Here is a 20,328-nt window from a genome sequence, read left to right as displayed (position 1 = left end):
TCGGGCACGCGGCAGCCGGGGCCTTGTGGGCCCGGCTGCCGCGTGCACCGCGTGCGGTTGCTGTCGATTCCCCCGTGCGCCGCCCGGGTTGAGGCGGCGCTGCTAGATCACTTGACGGTGATGTTGTAGAAGACCGGGTAGCTGAACGGGTTCTCGGTCACGTCCGAGACCCGGTCGGACCAGGCCACGCCACCGTTCTGGGACCACAGCGGAATGGACGGCATGTCCTTGACGAGCAGCTTCTCCGCCTGCTGGTACAGCGCCACCGACTTGGCCTTGTCCGGCTCGGCCTCGGCCTGGCTGATCAGCTTGTCGAAGTCCGGGTTGGTGTACTGCGAGTCGTTCGAGCTGGCGTTGGTGCCCCACAGCGGCGCCAGGAAGTCGTCGATCAGCGGGTAGTCCATCTGCCAACCGGCACGGAACGGGTTGATCATCTGCTTCGTGGTGATCTGGTTGCGGAAGTCCGCGAAGGTGCCCACCGGGTTGCCGACGCACGCCTGGGTGCCCAGCGCGTTGTTGACGCTGTTGCAGACCGCGTCGACCCAGGTCTTGTGGGAGCCGGTGTCGGCGTTGTACGAGATGGTGAACTTGCCACCCGGGATGCCGCCGCCCTCCTTGATGAGCTCCTTGGCCTTCGTCGGGTTGTACTTGCAGACGTCACCGCAGATGTCGGTGCTGTAGCCGCCCGCGGTGCCGAGCACCGGCGCGGTGAAGTCGGTCGCGGGGCTACGGGTGCCCTGGAAGATCTTCTTGGTGATCGAGTCGCGGTCGATCGCCATCGAGATGCCCTGGCGGACCTTCTCCATGCCCGACGCGCCCCAGGTCTTCTGGTTCAGCGGGAAGGAGAGGGCCTGGTTGATACCGGCCGGCAGGTTCAGGTAGCGCCCGCCCATGTCGCCCTTGACGTGCGGGATGTCGGAGGCCGGGATGGAGTCGAGCACGTCCAGCTGACCGGCCTGCAGGTCCGCGTACGCGGTGTTCTCGTCGGTGTAGACCTTCAGCAGGACGCCCTTGTTCTTCGGCTTCTGCTGACCGACGTAGTACGGGTTCGGGACGAGCTTCATGCTCTGGCCCTTGGTGTACGACACGACCTTGTACGGGCCGTCGCCGACCGGCTGGGCGATCCACTTGGCGTGGTCGGTGAAGAACGACTTCGGCAGCGGCGCGAACGCCTTGTAGCCGAGGCTGTCCGGCCAGGCGGAGAACTTCTGGGTGAGCTTGACCGTGAAGGTGAGGTTGTCGACGACCTTCAGGCCGGACATGGTCTTCGCGGTCGGCTGGCCCTTGTCCGGGTGGACCTGGCTGAAGCCGTCGATGTTGGAGAAGAAGGACGCGTTCTTCTGCGTGTTGGTCAGCAGCGCGCCGTAGTTCCAGGCGTCCACGAAGGAACTGGCGGTCACCGGGGTGCCGTCGGAGAACTTCAGGCCCGGCTTCACCTTGATGGTGAAGGTCTGCTGGTCGGTCGAGGTGATCGAATCGGCCGAAGCCAGGTAGGCCTGGGAGTTCTTGGGGTCGTACTCCTTCAGGTCGCTGAAGATCATGTCCAGCACCTTGCCGCCGTTCACCTCATTGGTGTTGGCGGGCTCCAACGGGTTCTGCGGGTCACCCCACCAGGCGCGGACCACGCCATCCTCTGCGCCGTTGCTGCTGCTGCCGCCGCCACAGGCGGTGGCGGTCAGGGCGATCGCTATCGCCCCGATGACCATGGTGGCGCTCTTGGCTCCGCGCATGGGTATGCCTCCTCAGGAGTTCACAGTCCTACGTGAAAGGAGGGCCGGTCCTCCGCTGACACCCCTGACAGCAGAAGGCGGCTCTCCATGCTCGTGAGTCGGCGCTCCCCATCAGCGCGTGACCCATTGACCCGAGCTCAATGCGTCCAACTATCGGACATGTTGGGCCTAGCACCAACATGTAAATGGTTTCGCTTTGATCACACCTGGCATTAACAGGGCCACAATCACGGACATTTGGAACATAGACAGACACCCGCGAAACGGACTGTTCACACAGCTTCCGGGCACGCCCGTTCGGTATACGGACAGTTCGTTGATCGAATTGCCCAAGCAAAAACGGCCCGCCGGAGTCAATTGACTCCAACGGACCGTCCGCTATACGAACTCCCCACACCGCCACTCAGGGAGAACCCGGGGGACACCCCCGGAAATCCCCCAGCCAGGGGGACTCCAGAGAGACAAACGCAAATCCCCCAGCCCAACGACAAGGCACTCGGGCCACCCGAACTCCCCCAACCCAGCGGCGGGGCACCCGGCGCCCCGGAATCCCCAACCCAGCGGCAGGGGGCTCGGGGGGGACACCCCCGGAAAATCTCCCCCACCCCAGACGCGGCCCGGCCGCAGGGGGCTCGGCGCCCCGAACGCCCCCAACCCAGCGGCGGGGGCTCGGGGGGCACCCCCCGTAAATCTCCCCCACCCCAGACGCGGCCAAGCCGCAGGGGACTCGGGGGCGCCCCCCGAATCCCCTCAGCCCAGCGGCAGCGTCAGCGCTTGGCGCGGGAGGCGGCGCGGCCGCGCTCCTTCTGGTCCAGGACGACCTTGCGGATGCGCACCGTCTCCGGCGTCACCTCGATGCACTCGTCCTCGCGGCAGAACTCCAGCGACTGCTCAAGCGACAGCTTGCGCGGCGGAACCAGCGACTCCGTCACATCGGCGGTCGAGGACCGCATGTTGGTGAGCTTCTTCTCCTTGGTGATGTTCACGTCCATGTCGTCGGAGCGCGAGTTCTCGCCGACGATCATGCCCTCGTACACCTCGGTGCCCGGCTCGATGAAGAGCACGCCGCGCTCCTGCAGGTTGGTCATCGCGAACGCGGTGACCGGGCCCGAGCGGTCCGCGACCAGCGAGCCGTTGTTACGGGTGCGCAGCTCGCCGAACCACGGCTCGTGGCCCTCGAAGATGCTGTGCGCGATACCGGTGCCACGGGTGTCGGTCAGGAACTCGGTACGGAAGCCGATGAGACCGCGCGACGGAACGACGAACTCCATACGGACCCAGCCGGACCCGTGGTTGGTCATCGTCTCCATACGGCCCTTGCGTGTCGCCATCAGCTGGGTGATCGCGCCGAGGTACTCCTCGGGGCAGTCGATGGTCATCCGCTCGACCGGCTCGTGCACCTTGCCGTCGATCTCCTTGGTGACCACCTGCGGCTTGCCGACGGTGAGTTCGAAGCCCTCCCGGCGCATCGTCTCCACCAGGATCGCCAGCGCCAGCTCGCCACGGCCCTGGACCTCCCAGGCGTCCGGGCGCTCGGTCGGCAGCACGCGCAGCGAGACGTTACCGATCAGCTCGCGGTCCAGCCGGTCCTTGACCAGACGGGCGGTGACCTTGTGGCCCTTGCCGCCCTTGCCGACCAGCGGCGAGGTGTTGGTGCCGATGGTCATGGAGATCGCCGGCTCGTCCACCGTGATCAGCGGCAGCGCGATCGGGTTCTCCGGGTCGGCCAGCGTCTCGCCGATCATGATGTCCGGGATACCGGCCACCGCGCAGATGTCACCGGGACCGGCCAGCTCGGCGGGCTTGCGGGCGAGCGCCTCGGTCATCAGCAGCTCGGTGATGCGGACGTTCTGCATCGAACCGTCGCGCTTGATCCACGCGACCGTCTGGCCCTTCTTCAGGTAGCCCTGCTCGACCCGGAGCAGCGCTATACGGCCGAGGAAGTTGTCCGCGTCCAGGTTGGTGACATGCGCCTGCAGCGGGGCCTCGTCGTCGTACGACGGGGCCGGAACGTGCTCCAGCAGCGTGGAGAAGAACGGCTCCAGGCTGTCGCTGTCGGCGGGAACGGTCCCGTTCTCCGGCTTGGTCAGCGAGGCGATGCCGTCCCGGGCGCACGCGTAGACGATCGGGAACTCGATCTGGTCCTCGTCCGCGTCCAGGTCCAGGAACAGGTCGTAGGTCTCGTTGACGACCTCGTCGATCCGGGAGTCCGGGCGGTCCGTCTTGTTGATGCACAAGATGACGGGCAGCCGCGCCTGCAGCGCCTTGCGCAGCACGAAGCGGGTCTGCGGCAGCGGGCCCTCGGAGGCGTCGACGAGCAGCACGACGGCGTCGACCATCGACAGACCGCGCTCGACCTCACCACCGAAGTCGGCGTGGCCGGGGGTGTCGATGATGTTGATGGTGATGGGGTCGCCGCCACCCTTGGGGTGGTACTTCACCGCGGTGTTCTTCGCCAGGATCGTGATGCCCTTCTCACGCTCCAGGTCGTTGGAGTCCATCACGCGGTCATCCACGTGCTGGTGGGCGGCGAAGGCACCGGCCTGCTTGAGCATGGCGTCGACGAGGGTCGTCTTGCCGTGGTCGACGTGGGCGACGATGGCGACGTTACGGATGTCGTGGCGCGTGGGCATACTGCGGCGCTTCTCCCGGATTCGTGGATGGCGGCGCGTACCCTCCGGTACGCGCACCCGCCGGGCAACATCACGCCACGGCCTTACCTCTATGGTACGGGGCTCGGGCGAAAGCGGCGGCCCGGGCGGTGGCGCGGGCGTTCAGCGGCGGAAGCCGATGTCCTGGTAGCGGGGGGTCTGGAAGCCGAACGCGCCGACATTGACGACCTGGGTGTTCTGCGCCACAACCTGCGGACGCTGGTAGAGCGGGATGGATCCGGCCGCGGCCCAGATCCTGGCGTCGGCCCGTTTGGTCAGATCGCCCGCCTTGCCGGGGTTGAGCTCGGATCCCGCCTGGTCCAGCAGCTTGTCGATCAGGTCGGTGCCCACCCGTGCGTAGTTCTGCTGGACGAGGAGCGAGCCGTCGGCGCCCGGGACCGGCTTGGCGTAGACAGGTCGGGCATCGGTCGCCGGGTAGGCGCTGCCCGGCCAGGAGTACAGGGCGAGGTCGAAGTCGCCGGACGCGATGTGGTCCTGGAAGAAGCTGTTGTCGGCGACCCGGGTCATCTGGGTGCGTACGCCGATTCGGGCCAGCATGTGCGCGATGTGGTCGCCGACCGTGCCGAGCGTGGCGTCGTGCTCGGGGAGCACGAACTGCAGGGTCAGCGGATGGCCTGACCTGTCGGTACGGAGGGCGGCGGGCTCCACGGTCTCGCCCGCCCCGGCCGCGGCGAGCGGCTCGCTCGCACTGGGGTCCGGTGCACTCGCGCCGGCGTCCGGGCCACTGGCGCCGGCGTCCGGAGCATGGGTGGCCGGATGGGGGTGGCCCCGGTGGGCGTTGGTGTGGGTGTGGCCGGGATGGGCATGAGCGGGGCCCGGGGCCGCGGCGTTCTGCGGGCTGGCCGACTTGCCCGGCTGCCATCCGGCGTCCGCCAGCAGGGCCTGGGCGGACTTCACGTCGGTGCCGCCGATCGCCGAGCTGTTGTCCTGGTAGCCGTCCTGCGAGGCCATCACCAGGTGGTTGCCCAGCGGTACGGCGGGCAGCCCGGCCGGACGCAGTACGAGCTGGGCGATGGCCTTCCGGTCGATCGCGCGGGCCACCGCGTGCCGCACCCGCTCATCGGCCAGCGGACCGCTGCCGCCGTTCAGCGCGAGCTGGGTGTACACCGCGTCCGGGGCGCGGTGCACCGCGAGCCGCCGGTCCCGGGACACCGCGGACTTCTCGGACGGGCTGACCTCGGCCACGTCGACGCTGCCGCTCGCCAGGGCGGCGGCCCGTCGGGAGCTGGGCATCGCGGTGAACACCAGCCGGTCCAGTTTGGCCGGGTCACCCCACCACGTGGGGTTGCGCACCAGCGTCGCCGTCCCGGCCCTGGCGTCCACCTCCTGGAGCGAGAAGGGGCCCGCGGTGGCCGGGAGCGCGGAGCGGCTGCCGTCGTTGAACGCGTCCGGGCTGCTGGTGACCGCCTGCGGATACAGCGGGGTGAACAGGGACTGCCAGGTGGCCAGCGGACGGCTGAAGGTGACCTTGATCTGATGGGCGTCCGGCCCGCGCTGCACGTCGGAGATCCGGTCGTAGCCGTCGTTGTGCGCGCTCCAGTAGGCAGGGGTGGTACCGCTCAGCGCCTTCCACTGGGCGGCGAAGTCATCGGCGGAGATCGGCCGGCCGTCGCTCCAGACCGCCTTGGGGTTGAGCTTGTACTCCACGACCTGCGGCGACTTGCTCACGACCGTGGCCGACTCCAGGAAGTCCGGATCGCGCTGCGGACGGCCCCGGCCGTCGACGGTGAACAGCGCGGGCAGTACGGCGCCCGCGATCCGCGCGGTCTGCGGGTCGGCGGCGGACTGGAACGTGTTGAGCGTGCGCGGGATGTCATCGACCGCCCACCGCAGCGTGCCGCCGTCCCGCACGGCGGAACGGGCGGCAGATGCCACGTCGACGGCGGGCGCGGTGTCCCCGCCGGAGGACGCCGAGCATCCCGCCGCCGCGGCGCTCGCCACGGCGACCAGGGCGATGGTTCCGATGGCGGTGCGGGGCATCGTGGGTACCTCCGGGGGACTCCCGAGCACTTATCTCGTTTGTCGCTTATCGCACCTACTCAAGGCGATGGCGGCGGGAGAGCCGGTCCGACACGGCGCCGCGCACCGCCAAGGTCACCCGTCCGGCCTAGCCGATCGCCTGCCACCCGCGGCGGGAAAACGCAAGACCCCCACAGAGCGGATACCGTCTTCACAAGTGCGCCTGTGACGCGCAACACTTTCTGGGGTAACGCGCGCGAACGCGCAACGGAGGTGCTGGCCATGTCCCTGCAGGACGAGCTCACTGCCACCCAGCGGCGTCTCGACGACCTCGACCGCTGCCTCACCACGCTGGAGCAGCACGTCGGGTCCAGCGTCGACATGCGCCGCGTCCGGGCCGACGCCAACCATCTGCGGGAGGACCTGGCGCTGCTGCGGGAGAGCGCTCCCCGCGGCGGGGCCGAGTCGACCGGGCAGTCGAAGGAGGCCCAGCGGATGATCACCGTCCCGGACGCCCCGTACGACCCCAATCTCTGGAAGGACGCCGAGGACGAAGGCCTGGGTGTCCGCGACCACCACGCACCGTAGCGCCGCGCACGGCAAGCCGCGGGCGCACCGCACTCACGCGGCGCGCCGCAGGCGGACGCGCAGGCGAACCCGGTAAGCCACCAACCTCGCCGGAGGCGACCCGTTGGCCACGACCGAGACCCCAGGGCCCGCACGACCAGCAGAACCCTCCGGCGGCGTCCACGCCCCCGGGCGCGCCGCGATCGCCGCGCGGCATCTGCGTACCGACCGCTGGTGGCTGGCGCCCGCCGTCACCGCCACCGTGTTGACGGTGTTCGTCGTCTACTCGACGTGGCGGGCGTTCGCCAACGCCGACTACTACGCCGCGCCGTACATCTCCCCGTACTACTCCCCCTGCATCGCGACCGACTGCGTGAACATGAGGGGTGGCGCGGACCTGCAGATCTTCGGTCCGTGGTGGGGGCTGTCGCCCGCGCTTCTGGTGCTGATCTTTCCGCTGGGGTTCCGGCTGACCTGCTACTACTACCGCAAGGCGTACTACCGGGGGTTCTGGGCCGCACCGCCCGCGTGCGCCGTGGCCGAGCCGCACGGGAAGTACACCGGGGAGACGCGCTTCCCGCTGATCCTGCAGAACGTCCACCGCTACTTCTTCTACTTCGCGCTGGTCTTCGCGGTGATCCTGACCTACGACGCCGCGCTCGGCTTCCGGGACGCGGCCGGGCACTGGGGCCATATGGGCCTGGGCACCGTCGTGTTGCTGGTCAACGTCGCGCTGATCTGGGTCTACACCCTGTCCTGCCACTCCTGTCGGCACATCATCGGCGGGCGGCTGAAGAACTTCTCCAAGCACCCGGTGCGCTACCGGATGTGGGGGTGGGTGGGTCGGCTGACCGCGCACCACATGGCCTTGGCCTGGGGCTCGTTGGTGATGGTCGCGGTCGCCGATCTGTACGTGTACCTGGTCGCCAGCGGCGCCTTCGCCGATCCGACGTTCTTCTAGTAGCCGAAAACCAGCGAAGGGGATGCGGCAGCACATGACGCGAGTCGAGCGGCACACCTATGACGTTGTGGTGGTCGGCGCGGGCGGAGCGGGGCTGCGGGCCGCGATCGAGGCCCGGGAGCAGGGGCTGCGCACCGCCGTGATCTGCAAGTCACTGTTCGGCAAGGCGCACACGGTGATGGCCGAGGGCGGAATCGCCGCCAGCATGGGCAACGCCAATCCGCATGACAACTGGCAGGTCCACTTCCGGGACACCATGCGGGGCGGGAAGTTCCTCAACCACTGGCGGATGGCCGAGCTGCACGCGAAGGAAGCGCCGGACCGGGTATGGGAGTTGGAGACCTGGGGCGCGCTGTTCGACCGTACGAAGGACGGCCGGATCTCCCAGCGCAACTTCGGCGGCCATGAGTACGCCCGGCTGGCCCATGTCGGCGACCGTACCGGCTTGGAGCTGATTCGCACCCTGCAGCAGAAGATCGTCTCCCTCCAGCAGGAGGACCACGCACGGTGCGGCGACTACGAGGACCGGCTGCGGGTCTTCCAGGAGTGCACCGTCACCCGGGTGTTGAAGGACGAGGAGACCTTCCGCGCCGAAGGCGGGCGAGGAGGGCGGGTAGCCGGGGTCTTCGGCTACGTACGGGAGTCCGGGCGCTTCTTCGTCATCGAGGCGCCCGCCGTCGTACTGGCCACCGGTGGCATCGGTAAGTCCTTCAAGGTGACCTCCAACTCCTGGGAGTACACCGGGGACGGGCATGCGCTGGCGCTGCTGGCCGGGGCGCCGCTGATCAACATGGAGTTCGTGCAGTTCCATCCGACGGGCATGGTCTGGCCGCCGTCCGTCAAGGGGATCCTGGTCACCGAATCGGTGCGCGGTGACGGCGGTGTGCTGCGCAACAGCGACGGCAAGCGCTTCATGTTCGACTACATCCCCGATGTCTTCAAGGAGAAGTACGCGCAGAGCGAGGAGGAGGCGGACGGCTGGTACGCCGACCCGGAGAACCACCGCAGGCCACCCGAGCTGCTGCCCCGCGACGAGGTCGCCCGCGCCATCAACTCCGAGGTCAAGGCCGGTCGCGGCTCCCCGCACGGCGGGGTGTTCCTCGATGTGTCGACCCGGCTGCCCGCCGAGGAGATCAAGCGGCGGCTGCCGTCCATGCACCACCAGTTCAAGGAGCTGGCGGATGTCGACATCACCGCGGAGCCCATGGAGGTCGGCCCGACCTGCCACTACGTGATGGGCGGCGTCGACGTGGACCCGGACAGCGCGGCCGCCACCGGGGTCCCCGGGCTGTTCGCGGCGGGCGAGGTGGCGGGAGGTATGCACGGCTCGAACCGGCTCGGCGGCAACTCGCTGTCCGACCTGCTGGTGTTCGGACGGCGGGCCGGACTGCACGCCGCCGAGTACGCGGCCGAGCTGGACGACGACCGCCCCCGGGTCTCCGCCGAGCAGGTGGACACCGCGGCCGCCGAGGCGCTGCGCCCGTTCAGCGTCGAGGGCGGCGAGCCGGGGGCGCCCGGGGTGCCCGCGGAGAACCCGTACGCGCTCCACCAGGAACTGCAGCAGACCATGAACGACCTGGTCGGCATCATCCGGCGGGCCGGTGAGATGTCGGAGGCCCTGCACCGCCTCGGATCCTTGCGGGAACGCTCCCGGAGCGCCGGGGTCGAAGGCCACCGCCAGTTCAATCCCGGCTGGCATCTGGCGATCGACCTGCGCAACATGCTGCTGGTCAGCGAGTGCGTGGCGCGAGCCGCGCTGGAGCGCACCGAAAGCCGCGGCGGCCACACCCGCGACGACTATCCGGAGATGGACCGGCGGTGGCGGAAGACCAATCTGGTCTGCGAACTCGCCGACCGCAGCGGCGAACTGGCGGCGGTCGATCCCTCGGCCGGCCAGATCAGACTGTCCCGACGCGACATGCCGCCGATCCGCGGCGACCTGCTCGCCCTTTTCGAGAAGGACGAGTTGCTCAAGTACCTGACGGACGAGGAGCTCGGCACATGAGCGCTGCGCCTGCCCCGAAGGCGGCCGACGGATCCGCCGCGTACATCGGTCGTTTCAAGGTGTGGCGCGGCGATGCGGACGGCGGGGAGTTGAAGGACTTCGAGGTGGAGGTGAACGAGGGCGAGGTGGTCCTCGACATCATCCACCGGCTGCAGGCCACCCAGGCTCACGATCTGGCGGTGCGCTGGAACTGCAAGGCGGGCAAATGCGGTTCGTGTAGCGCGGAGATCAACGGACAGCCGCGTCTGATGTGTATGACGAGGATGTCGGTGTTCGCACCCGACGAGACGGTGACCGTGACCCCGATGCGGGCCTTCCCGGTGGTACGGGACCTGGTGACCGATGTGTCGTTCAACTACACCAAGGCCAGGGAAATCCCGTCGTTCGTTCCGCCGCCCGGTGTCGGCCTCGGCGAGTACCGGATGCGGCAGGAGGACGTGGGGCGCTCCCAGGAGTTCCGCAAGTGCATCGAGTGCTTCCTGTGCCAGAACACCTGCCATGTGGTGCGGGATCATGAGGAGAACAAGGCCGCGTTCGCCGGGCCGCGATTTCTGATGCGGATCGCCGAACTGGACATGCATCCGCTGGACGCGGCCGAAGAGGCGGGCCTGGACCGCAAGTCCGCGGCGCAGGACGAGCACGGGCTCGGCTACTGCAACATCACCAAGTGCTGCACGGAAGTGTGCCCGGAGAACATCAAGATCACGGACAATGCGCTGATTCCGCTGAAGGAACGGGCAGTGGACCGCAAGTACGATCCACTGGTCTGGTTGGGGAACCGGATCCGCCGCCGCTGACGGAGGTCCGGGGCGCCCCTGAAGAGGTCCGGGGCGCCGCTGAGGGGGGCCGGAGCCCAGCCCCCGGTCAGTACATGCTGAGCAGCGCTTCCGCCAGGTCCGGTCCCCTCGACTCCCCGTCGGGCAGCCCGAGTTCGAACCACACGGTCTTGCCGCGCGGCGTACGACGGCTGCCCCAGCTTTCGCTGAGCAGGCTGACGAGTTGCAGCCCGCGCCCGCCCTCGTCGGTGTCGCGGGCCCGCCGCCGCCTGGGTTGGACCAGGTCGGAGTCCCACACCTCGCACACCAGCGTCCGGTCCAGCAGCAGACGCAGCCGTATGTCTCCCTTGCCGTGCCGCAGCGCGTTGGTGACGAGCTCGCTGACCAGCAGTTCCGTGGTGTCGACCAGCTCCCCCAGGCCCCAGGCCTCCAGGCGGTCCCGGGTCAGCTCGCGGGCCTGGGCCACCGACTGGCCCTGCGGGGGCAGCGTCCAGTCGCCGACCGCGTCATCCGGCAGGCCCTGCACCTGGGCCATCAGCAGGGCCACATCGTCCTCGCCGTGGTGGGTGTCCAGGCTGGTCAGAACGTGGTCGCAGGCGTCCTCCAGCGGCAGTGCGGCGCTGCTGAGCGCGTTCCGGAAGGCCTCCAGGCCCTCGTCCAGGGCATGGTGGCGGGACTCCACCAGTCCGTCGGTGTAGAGGGCGAGCAGTCCGCCGTCCGGTAGTTCGACGTCGACCTCCTCGAACGGCTCGCCGCCGACGCCCAGCGGCATGCCGGGCGGCACGTCGAGCATCATCGCCGGGTCGCCGGGCTGGACGACGACCGGCGGCAGATGGCCCGCGTTGGCGATGGTGCAGCGCCGGGTGACCGCGTCGTAGACCGCGTAGACGCAGGTCGCCAGGTACACCTCGGCCAGGTCCTCGGTGTCCCGGTCCTTGGCCCGGCGGCTGCGACCGCCGGAGGGGTCGGACAGGCCGCGGGCGATCTCGTCCAACTGGGTGAGCACTTCAGCGGGTTCGAGGTCGAGCAGCGCCAGCGTCCGTACCGCGGTGCGCAGTTCGCCCATGGCGACGGCGGCCCGCAGGCCCCGGCCCATGACGTCGCCGACCACCAACGCGGTGCGGTGCCCGGGGAGTTCGATGACGTCGAACCAGTCGCCGCCGACCTCGGCGGCGGCGTTGCCCGGCAGATAGCGGCAGGCGATGTCGAGGCCGGCCGCCTCCGGATTGCCGGGCGGCAGCAGACTGCGTTGGAGCAGCAGCGCCCGTTCGTGCTCGCGGCGGTACAGCCTGGCGTTGTCGATGCACACGGCGGCCCGGGCGACGAGTTCCCCGGCCAGCGCGCGGTCCCGTTCGCCGAACGGCTCGCTGCCCTTGGCGCGGGAGAAGTGCACCAGCCCGAGGACGGTGTCCCGGGCGACCATGGGGACCACCAGGGTGGACTGGACGACCGCCGTCAACTCGACGCGGTCCTGGTCGAGTTCGCCGGTGTCCTCGGACACGCCGTTGGTGCCGCTCGCGCCGAGGATCTGGATCTGCGCGGTGCGCAGCGCCTTCGCCGCCGGTGAGGTGAACGGGAAGCGGTGCACGGCGCCGACGGACACCGAGCCGTCGCCGACGCCGAGCGAGTCGGGGCCGCCGGAGACCGCGCTGGCGCCCGCGACCCTGCGCACCTCGGCGCTGCCGTCGGAGCTGCCGACCGGGTCCTCGTCACCGGTGAGCAGGGCCTGGTAGAGGTCGACGGCGGCCAGGTCGCAGAAGTGCGGCACGGCGACGTCGAGCAGTTGCCGGGCGGTGGTCTCCAGATCCAGGGAGTTGCCGATGCGCGCGCCCGCCTCGTTGAGCAGGGCGAGGTCGCGGCGGGTGTGCGCGGCCTCCCGTTCGGCGCGCTGGCGTGTCGTCACATCGGTCGCCACGCCCGCGACTCCGGCCGGGTGTCCGTCGGTGCCGGTGAGCCGGTACAGGGATATCGACCAGCGGCGGCGCCCGGGCGAGCCGGGGGTGGTGCCGACGACCTGCATGTCGACCACCGGGTCGCCGCTGTCGAGGACCTGGCGCAGCGCGGCGGTGAGCCGGTCGGCCTCGACCCGGGGCAGGAAGTCGTGCGGGGTGCGGCTCTGGTAGTCCTCGGCGGGTTTGCCGTAGACGTGTGCGAAGCGCTCGTTGACGCGGATCAGTCTGAGCTCGGTGTCGGCGAGGAAAAGCCCCATCGGAGATTGGCCGAAAATCGCCTCGAACGCGGCCAGGGACGCGTCCCGCTCCCGGTCGCGTTCCGGGCCCCGGGGACTCGGCAGTTCAGCCATGGTCGGCCCCCGAGGGGTGGTGGCCTTCTCCGTGCGACGCGGCGGCGCAGGATCCGCCGGAACGTATGCAACGCAAGACCCCTCCAGTTATTCAGTACTCCCGGACCGGCCGCTGCCCAGTGTTCAGGGTATTGGGCACCCTTGAAGTATCGAGCACCGGCGGCACCGGACACACGGTCTTGTCGATCACAGCATCATTTCGGCTTCAACGAGGCAACTTCACCGAGGTCAGCTACCCGGCAGGGCCAGTTCGAACCACACCGTCTTACCGAGCGGCCCCTGCCGGGTCCCCCAGCGGCGCGAGGCCCGGGCGACGAGTTGCAGACCGCGGCCGCCCTCGTCCTCGTGGTCGGCGCTACGGGCGCGCGGCGGATCGGGCAGCGGGTCGGAGACCTCGACCAGCAGCGATGGGCCGCGAACCATGCGGACGCCGATCGGTCCATGCGCGTACCGCAGGGAGTTGGTGACCAGTTCACTGACCAGAAGTACGGTTACGTCGGTCAACCCGTTCAAACCCCAGGCGGCCAGCGTCTCCCGGACATGTGTACGCGCCTGCCGTACCGCGCTGGGTTCGGCGGGGAAGGTCCAGGACGCCGCACTGCCCTCCGGAAGCCCGCCGAGCCTGGCCATCAGCACGGCCACGTCATCCGGTTCCGGCTCCGAGACCAGATCGGCGACCATCGCGTCGCACGCGTCGTCCAACGAGCGGTGCGCACGGCTCAGTGCGGCGCCGAGCCGGTCGATGCCTTGGGTGATGTCCTCGCCGCGCCGCTCCACCAGGCCGTCGGTGTACAGCACCAGTACGGAGCCGTCCGGCACCCGCAGTTCGGTGGTCTCGAAGTCCGCCTCACCGACGCCGATCGGGATGCCCGCGGGCATGTCGAGGCGGTGCACGCCCTCGGCTCCGCGCTGGCCGGGATCGATCAGCAGCGGGGGCAGATGGCCCGCCTTGGCGAAGGAGCAGATCCGCGTCGACGGATCGTAGACCGCGTAGATGCAGGTCGCCATCATCGGTTCGTCGGGGAACTGCGCGAAGTCGTCGGACAGGTCGTTGATCCGCCGCAGCAATTCGTCCGGCGGCATGTCGAGACCGGCCAGGGTCCGCATGGCCGTACGCAGCCGCCCCATCGTGGCGGCGGCCCGCAGCCCATGCCCCATCACATCACCGACCACGAAGGCGACCCGGCCGCCCGCCAGCGGCACCACGTCGAACCAGTCACCGCCCGCCTCCGCGCCCGTGCTGCCGGGCACATAGCGGTACGCGACCTCGACGCCCGGCAGCTCCGGTACGTGCTGGGGCAGCAGACTGCGCTGCAGCATCAGGGCGCCCTCCCGCTCCCGCGCGTACAGCCGGGCGTTGTCGAGTGCGGCGCCCGCGCGGTCGGCGAGTTCGGTGGCGAGCGCGAGGTCGTCGGGGTCGAACGACTCGCGCTCCGCCGAACGGCCGATGACCAGCAGCCCGAGGACGATGCCGCGCGCCCGCAGCGAGACGACGAGCATCGAGCCGACGCCCAGTTCCAGGGCGGCCTTGATGCGCGGGTCGAGACCGTGCACGGTGTCCGTGGCGGCGTGCAGGTCCGCGCTGGTCTCGGCGTACCAGGCGGGACCGCCGGCCAGCACTTCGGTGAGCGGCGAGCCCTCCGGGAAGCTGAGGGTGGCTCCGACGCGCACCTTGGCGGCAACCGCTTCCGCGCCCGGGCCGGTGGTCACTCCGGCCAGCAGCAACGGGGTGTTGGGCGGGTGCGGGCGCCGGGGCAGATCGCCTCCGCACGGCACGTCGCGGACCAGCAGCACTCCCGCGTAGTCGGCGAACTCGGGCACCACGATGTCCGGCAGCAGCCGGGCGATGCGGTCCACGTCGAGCAGGTCGGAGAGGACCGCGCCCACCTCGTTGAGCAGAGTGAGCCGGGTGCGGGCCCGCTCGGCCTTGGCGACCGCGGTGTGCCGTTCGGTCACGTCCATGACGATGCACGAGATGCCCAGCACCTGCCCGGCCCGGTCGACGATCCGGGCGTACGAGGCCGAGCGCAGGCCCTCGCCGCCCGGGCCCTTGTTGAGCAGGTCGACCACGGTCCGTCCGGTGGCCAGCACCTCGCGCTGCACCAGGGTCAGGTCCTCGCCGGTCTTGCCGGGCAGGATCTCCTCGACGGTGCGGCCTATGTGGTCGTCGGCGGGCCAGCCGTTCATCCGGGCCAGTGCCTCGTTGACCCGTACGAAGCGCAGATCGGTGTCGAAGATCGCGATGCCCAGCGCGGAGGTGTCGAACACCGCGTCGACGATGGCAAGATCGTGCTCCAGACCGCGCAGCAGCTGGGTCTCGGCGAGCGAGACCAGGATGTACGGCTTGCCGTCCCCGTCCACCAGCAGCGAGGCACGCACCTCGGCCTGCACGGTGTGGCCGTCGCGGTGCCGCAGCGGCAGCACCCCGCCCCAGCGCCCGGCGCGCAGCAGTTCGGCGAGCACCTGCTCCGCCGGGCCGGGGCTGGGGATCTTGTCGAGGCGCTCCGCGCGTACGGCCTGTCCGGTGCTCCAGTCGCTGATGATGTGGTCGATCCGGCGGCCGACGATGTGCTCGCCCGCCCAACCGAGGATGTCCTCGGCGAGCGGGGACCACAGGACCACCCGGCCGCGGGTGTCGAGCATGACGACACCGACCCGCAGGGTGTCCAGCAACCCGCCCGCCGCGGCGGGCGGCGTGGTGGCGGGCTGCAGGCCGCTTGGCCGGGATCGGGAGCCGTTGTGCGTGCCGTTGTGCGTGCCGTTTTCCTCGGCGCTGTCCTGACCGCGGTCGTCGGCGCGGTCCTTGGCATCGTCCTGAGCGCGGTCCTCGGCCCTTTCCTCGGCGTCGTCCGGGGCGTCGTCCCGGGCGTCGTCCTTGGCGCCTTCCTTGGCGTCGTGTGCGGTGAAGCCGGATCCTGCCGCGGAGTCGGGTGGCGGCGCGTCGGGTGGGGTGCTCATCCGGCACACCTCCCGCACACTCGGACATATTGCCTAAACAGCCCGTACCCCATGATCAATGGAGTACACGACGACGGACCCGGCGCGTTACTCCGTTCAGGCCGAGGGAACCCTCGAACGAGGCGCCGCGCACCACCCACAACCTACGCGCTGCCACCTGACAGCCTGCGCGCCGCCTCGGCGACCGCGGGACGGTCCTGATCCAGCCAGTCGACGGTAGCGACTTCGGCGGGCGACAGCCAGCAGAGTGCGTCATGGTCCTGCAGCGGATGCGGTTGCGCGGAGCCCGCGGCCAGCCGGGCGGTCCACACCCGCAGCACCAGATCGGACCGCAGCGGCCACTCGCCGGGGATCCGCTCCACCGGCTCCGCATCGACGCCCAGTTCCTCGCGCAGCTCGCGCACCAGCGCCTGCTCCGCCGTCTCGCCCGGCTCGACCTTGCCGCCGGGCAGTTCCCACCGCCCGGCGAGCTCTGGCGGGGCGCTACGCCGCGCGGCCAGCAACCGGCCCTGGTGCAGCAGCGCCGCGCCCACCACCACCCGTACCGAAGAGCTCATGCGCGGCACTCTACGGCGCGGCGTGCGGCGCGCCTCGGGCGGCTAGGGGACCCGGTGCCGGTCGATCTTCTCGACGGTGTAGAGCCGGCCCAGTCCGCGCGCCTCGAACCGTCCGGCGACCGTCTCGGCCTCCTCGCGCGTCTCACAACTGGCCACGCGGTAGCGGTTGCCGTTGTCGTCCTGGCGTATGACGGCCCACAGCAGCTCGCCCATCAGGCGACCCCGTCGATTTCTCGAACGCGGTCGATATTGGCGAGATCGGAGGTGTCCTCGCTCGTCTTCCCGGCGAACCACGCGTCGAGGATCTCCTTGAGCAACGGCTCGGAGGTCAGCCGCAGGCTGATGGCGAGGACGTTGGCGTCGTTCCACTGCCGCGCGCCGTCCGCGGTGTACGCGTCGGTGCACAGCGCGGCGCGCGCCCCCGGCACCTTGTTCGCGGCCATCGAGGCGCCGGTGCCGGTCCAGCAGCAGACCACCGCCTGGTCCGCCTCGCCCGCCGCGACCTCGCGGGCTGCGGCCTGCGCGGACCACGCCCAGTCGGGGCGCCCCGCGCCGTCCCGATCGTCGCCGCGGAGCGCGCCGTAGGCGGACACCTCGTGCCCGCGCCGGCGCAGCTCGTAGACGAGGACCCTGGCGACCGGCTCATCCATGTCCGAGGAAACGGCGATCCGCATATGCCACAGCGTACGCCCGACGGTGACCGTGCGAACCCGTTCGTACGCGAACGGGCATGAACTTGCCACTAGTTGAAAAGACCCCCCGCGCCGCGCGCGGGGGGTCTTCAACCGGTCTTCCCGGAGGGCTGACGAGGTCAGACGGACGCGGTGACGCGCTCCTCGTCGCCACCCCGCGCCGTCTCGTCGAGCTCCTGGCGCACGGCTTCCAGCGACGGGTTGTGCCAGGCGCTGTGCACGCCCCAGAAGTAGAAGGCCAGGCCGATCGCGGCGACGATCAGCAGGTCCCAGCCCTGCGGCAGGTAGCCCTGGCCGCCGTAGTCCTTGTTGCCGATGTACGAGATGAAGGCCATCACGAACAGGTAGGCGACCATCCAGACGCCCGCCTTGAGGTGCGGCTTCAGCTCGGCGAGCGGCTTGCGCAGCTCGTAGAAGGCCCAGATCGGCAGGCCGACCGCCATCAGCAGGATGACCTTGCCGGTCAGCGGCCACTTGGCCCAGTACAGCACCAGCGAACCGAAGACCATCGCGATCGGCGCGACCACCGGCATCGACTTCAGACGCACCGGTCGCGGCATGTCGGGCGCGAGGCGGCGCAGCGACATCACGGCGACCGGGCCGGTGATGTACGAGATGACGGTCGCGACCGAGACGATCTCGGCGAGCGAGCCCCAGCCGCGGAAGACCGCGAGGAAGGCGAACGCGACGGCCAGGTTCAGCAGCAGCGCCGGGCGCGGGACGCCGGTCTTGGGGTCGACCTTGCCGAAGACGCCGGGCAGATGCCCGTTCTCCTGGACACCGTGGATCATGCGGGAGGTGGTCGCCGCGTAGATCATGCCGGTGCCGGACGGGGAGATGAAGGCGTCGGCGTAGAGCAGCATCGCCAGCCAGTTGATGCCCCAGGCGATCGCCAGGTCGGCCAGCGGGGACTTGAAGTTCAGCGCGGACCAGCCGCCACCGGTGAGGTCGTGCGAGGGCACGGCCATCAGGAAGGCGATCTGCAGCGCCACGTAGATCACCAGCGCGATGAGAATCGAGCTGATCACCGCACGCGGCAGCGACTTCTTGGGGTTGCGGGCCTCGGCCGCCATGTTGAGCGGCGACTGGAAGCCGTTGTACGCCCAGACGATGCCGGAGACGGCGACGGCGTTGAAGACCGCGTTCCAGCCGTGCGGGGCGAACCCTCCGGCCCGGGTCAGGTTGTGCGTGTCGAAGTGCGACAGCATCAGGGTGACCGCGGTCAGCGAGGGCACGACGATCTTGAAGACGGTGATCGCCGTGTTGGTCTTGGCGAACAGCGAGATCGCGAACCAGTTGAGCGCGAAGTACACGAGCAGCAGCACGCTGGCGAGCGCGACACCGGAGCCGGTCAGCTCCTTGCCGTCGTACAGGCCCTTGGCCCAGGCCCACTTCCACGAGCTCATATAGGTGACCGAGGCGGTCGCCTCACCCGGGATGACCGAGACGATGGCGATCCAGTTCGCCCAGGCGGCGAGGTACCCGGCGAGTGAGCCGTGCGAGTACTGCCCGTAGCGGACCATGCCGCCGGCCTTGGGGAACATCGAGCCGAGCTCGGTGTAGGTCAAAGCGATGGTCAGCGCGACCACGGCACCGATGATCCAGGCGAAGATCGCCGCTGGCCCCGCCAGGTGGCTTGCCTTGGCCGCGCCGAACAGCCAGCCCGAGCCGATGATCGATCCGAGACCGACAGCCGTCAGCGACACCGTGCCGAGGGAACGGCGGTAGTTGGAACCCGACAAAACGATGGTTCCCCTTTCTTTTCCCCGTGGCCTTGCACTAAGCACAAACTCCGGCAGCTTAAGGGCGGGACGGCAGATCCAGTTCCCCTTCGGGGCGCTGTGTGATCTTTGCAACAGGCACGTATCCCCTGGGGATGGATCTACGAACGGACTGCGCCACCATCGACGTAGCAGCTCAGAGGGGTCGCACCGACCGATCAGCCGGGCGGCCGCCACAGTACGTCAGAGAGCGGTATCACCCGGGCGAACTCCCGAACGGCAACCGCGCGTTCGGGGGCGAAGCCCCCACAAACGGCGCAACGGATGCCTGGCCGCAAATCCGTTGCAAACCGCCCTCACCTCCCGCACGGAAGGCGCCAGCCGCACCGCGGCCCCGAGGCGAAGCCCCGGCAAAAGCGCACCGGGGACCCGGGAACGCCACCGCAGAACGGACCGGAACCGGGGCCTACGAGGGCGCAGGCCCCGCACCTCACCCTCTTACCGGGGGTCGCGGGGGCGAAGCCCCCGCACTCTCGCCCCCTCTCCCGCACGGGAAGCGCCTAGCGGACGGGCAGGTGGTAGACCACCTTGAACCGGTCCGCCGGAATGACCAGGTCAGCGGTCTCCACCGGGCGGTCCGAGGCGTAGAACGTCCGGGAGACGACAAGCACCGCATGCCCCGGGACACCGCCCAGCTCGGCGGTCTCGGCGGCCAGTCCGGGCCGGGAGGAGACCTCCTCGACGACGTTGTCCACCACGATGTCGATGGCCGCCATCCGGTCCACCACCCCGCGCCCGCCCAGCGGGCCCTCCTCGGGCAGCATCACCGGAGTGCGCCCGGTGATCGCCAACGGCTCCCATGAGATGGAGAGCATCATCGGCTCGCCCTCGGTGCGGAACAGATAGCGGGTGCACATCACCCGGTCGTCGGGCTGGATCCGCAGCCGGTTGGCGATCGCCGGGCTGGCGCTCTCCTGGGTGCTGACCGATTCCCAGGTGCCCTTGCAGCCCTCGTCCGCCTGCTCCTGACGGAACGGCGTGGGGCCGTAAGACGGCCGGTAACCGGAACGGGAGATCGAGCGCGGCTCCGGCCGTTCGCGCACGTACGTACCGGAGCCCGAGCGACCCTCCACGAAGCCCTCGGCCATCAGGACCTTGCGGGCCTCCAGGGCGACGGTGTCGGAGACGCCGTAGTCCCGGCGGATACGGGCCTGCGAGGGCAGCCGCGTGTGCGGGGGGAGGATGCCGCCGAGGATCTTGCTCCGCAGGTCGTCGGCGACCCGGAGGTACGCGGGCTGCTCACCAAATGGCACGTGACCCTCCACAGAGGTTGACCGGCTGCAACAGCTTGACAACGTACCGTGTCCGATCGCAAGCCAAGGCCAACGCATCACCACTGGATTCCCGCTGGGGCGACCCGCCGTGGTC

The 20,328-nt window shown here is 69.7% G+C and carries 14 protein-coding genes; 4 read left to right on the top strand and 10 right to left on the bottom strand.

The window, feature by feature from the left end; translation table 11 throughout:
• Positions 1–107: 107 nt before the first annotated feature.
• From P2L57_RS36735 to P2L57_RS36725, 3 genes are all read right to left on the bottom strand, one after another.
• A complete protein-coding gene (locus P2L57_RS36735; protein ID WP_275822310.1) occupies positions 108–1,730 on the bottom strand; it encodes a peptide ABC transporter substrate-binding protein in 1,623 nt (540 codons plus the stop codon).
• A gap of 767 nt (positions 1,731–2,497) precedes the next feature.
• A complete protein-coding gene (typA, locus tag P2L57_RS36730) occupies positions 2,498–4,363 on the bottom strand; it encodes a translational GTPase TypA (protein WP_275822308.1) in 1,866 nt (621 codons plus the stop codon).
• Between the two features lie 141 nt (positions 4,364–4,504).
• Complete coding sequence (locus P2L57_RS36725) at positions 4,505–6,382, bottom strand: ABC transporter family substrate-binding protein (RefSeq protein WP_275822306.1); 1,878 nt, start codon at positions 6,380–6,382, stop codon at positions 4,505–4,507.
• Between the two features lie 261 nt (positions 6,383–6,643).
• Between P2L57_RS36725 and P2L57_RS36720 the strand changes: the two genes are divergently transcribed.
• The 4 genes from P2L57_RS36720 (at position 6,644) to P2L57_RS36705 (ending at position 10,691) form a co-directional block, all read left to right on the top strand.
• The gene (locus P2L57_RS36720; RefSeq protein ID WP_275822304.1) at positions 6,644–6,949 is read left to right on the top strand and encodes an Rv0250c family protein; all 306 of its coding nucleotides are present in this window, start codon (positions 6,644–6,646) and stop codon (positions 6,947–6,949) included.
• A gap of 103 nt (positions 6,950–7,052) precedes the next feature.
• A complete protein-coding gene (gene sdhC / locus P2L57_RS36715) occupies positions 7,053–7,889 on the top strand; it encodes a succinate dehydrogenase subunit SdhC (protein WP_275822303.1) in 837 nt (278 codons plus the stop codon).
• A 34-nt stretch (positions 7,890–7,923) separates the two neighbouring features.
• Positions 7,924–9,894 carry a fumarate reductase/succinate dehydrogenase flavoprotein subunit gene (locus tag P2L57_RS36710; protein WP_275822301.1) on the top strand — a complete coding sequence of 657 codons (1,971 nt, stop codon included), beginning with the start codon at positions 7,924–7,926 and terminating at the stop codon, positions 9,892–9,894.
• Complete coding sequence (locus P2L57_RS36705; RefSeq protein ID WP_275822299.1) at positions 9,891–10,691, top strand: succinate dehydrogenase/fumarate reductase iron-sulfur subunit; 801 nt, start codon at positions 9,891–9,893, stop codon at positions 10,689–10,691. Before P2L57_RS36710 ends, P2L57_RS36705 begins: the two co-directional genes overlap by 4 nt.
• Positions 10,692–10,758: 67 nt before the next feature.
• Here P2L57_RS36705 and P2L57_RS36700 read toward each other — a convergent pair whose 3' ends face one another.
• From P2L57_RS36700 to P2L57_RS36670, 7 genes are all read right to left on the bottom strand, one after another.
• On the bottom strand, positions 10,759–12,972 hold the full coding sequence (locus P2L57_RS36700; RefSeq protein WP_275822297.1) for a SpoIIE family protein phosphatase: 2,214 nt from the start codon (positions 12,970–12,972) through the stop codon (positions 10,759–10,761).
• A gap of 228 nt (positions 12,973–13,200) precedes the next feature.
• Positions 13,201–15,930, bottom strand: a complete 2,730-nt coding sequence (locus P2L57_RS36695) for a SpoIIE family protein phosphatase (RefSeq protein WP_275822295.1) — start codon at positions 15,928–15,930, stop codon at positions 13,201–13,203.
• A gap of 143 nt (positions 15,931–16,073) precedes the next feature.
• On the bottom strand, positions 16,074–16,487 hold the full coding sequence (locus P2L57_RS36690; protein WP_275822293.1) for a (deoxy)nucleoside triphosphate pyrophosphohydrolase: 414 nt from the start codon (positions 16,485–16,487) through the stop codon (positions 16,074–16,076).
• Positions 16,488–16,529: 42 nt separating this feature from the next.
• A complete protein-coding gene (locus tag P2L57_RS36685; RefSeq protein WP_275822291.1) occupies positions 16,530–16,700 on the bottom strand; it encodes an SPOR domain-containing protein in 171 nt (56 codons plus the stop codon).
• Complete coding sequence (locus P2L57_RS36680; protein WP_275822289.1) at positions 16,700–17,161, bottom strand: RpiB/LacA/LacB family sugar-phosphate isomerase; 462 nt, start codon at positions 17,159–17,161, stop codon at positions 16,700–16,702. The genes P2L57_RS36685 and P2L57_RS36680 overlap by 1 nt, the downstream gene beginning before the upstream one ends.
• Positions 17,162–17,298: 137 nt before the next feature.
• Complete coding sequence (locus P2L57_RS36675) at positions 17,299–18,921, bottom strand: APC family permease (protein WP_275822287.1); 1,623 nt, start codon at positions 18,919–18,921, stop codon at positions 17,299–17,301.
• 539 nt (positions 18,922–19,460) lie between these two features.
• Positions 19,461–20,213 carry a GntR family transcriptional regulator gene (locus P2L57_RS36670; protein WP_275822285.1) on the bottom strand — a complete coding sequence of 251 codons (753 nt, stop codon included), beginning with the start codon at positions 20,211–20,213 and terminating at the stop codon, positions 19,461–19,463.
• Between the last annotated feature and the right edge of the window lie 115 nt (positions 20,214–20,328).

The organism is Streptantibioticus ferralitis, assembly GCF_029223525.1.
GTDB lineage: Bacteria > Actinomycetota > Actinomycetes > Streptomycetales > Streptomycetaceae > Streptantibioticus_A > Streptantibioticus_A ferralitis.
The sequence above is the reverse complement of the archived record's forward strand: the minus strand, read 5'-3'. Positions and strand labels throughout refer to the sequence as shown.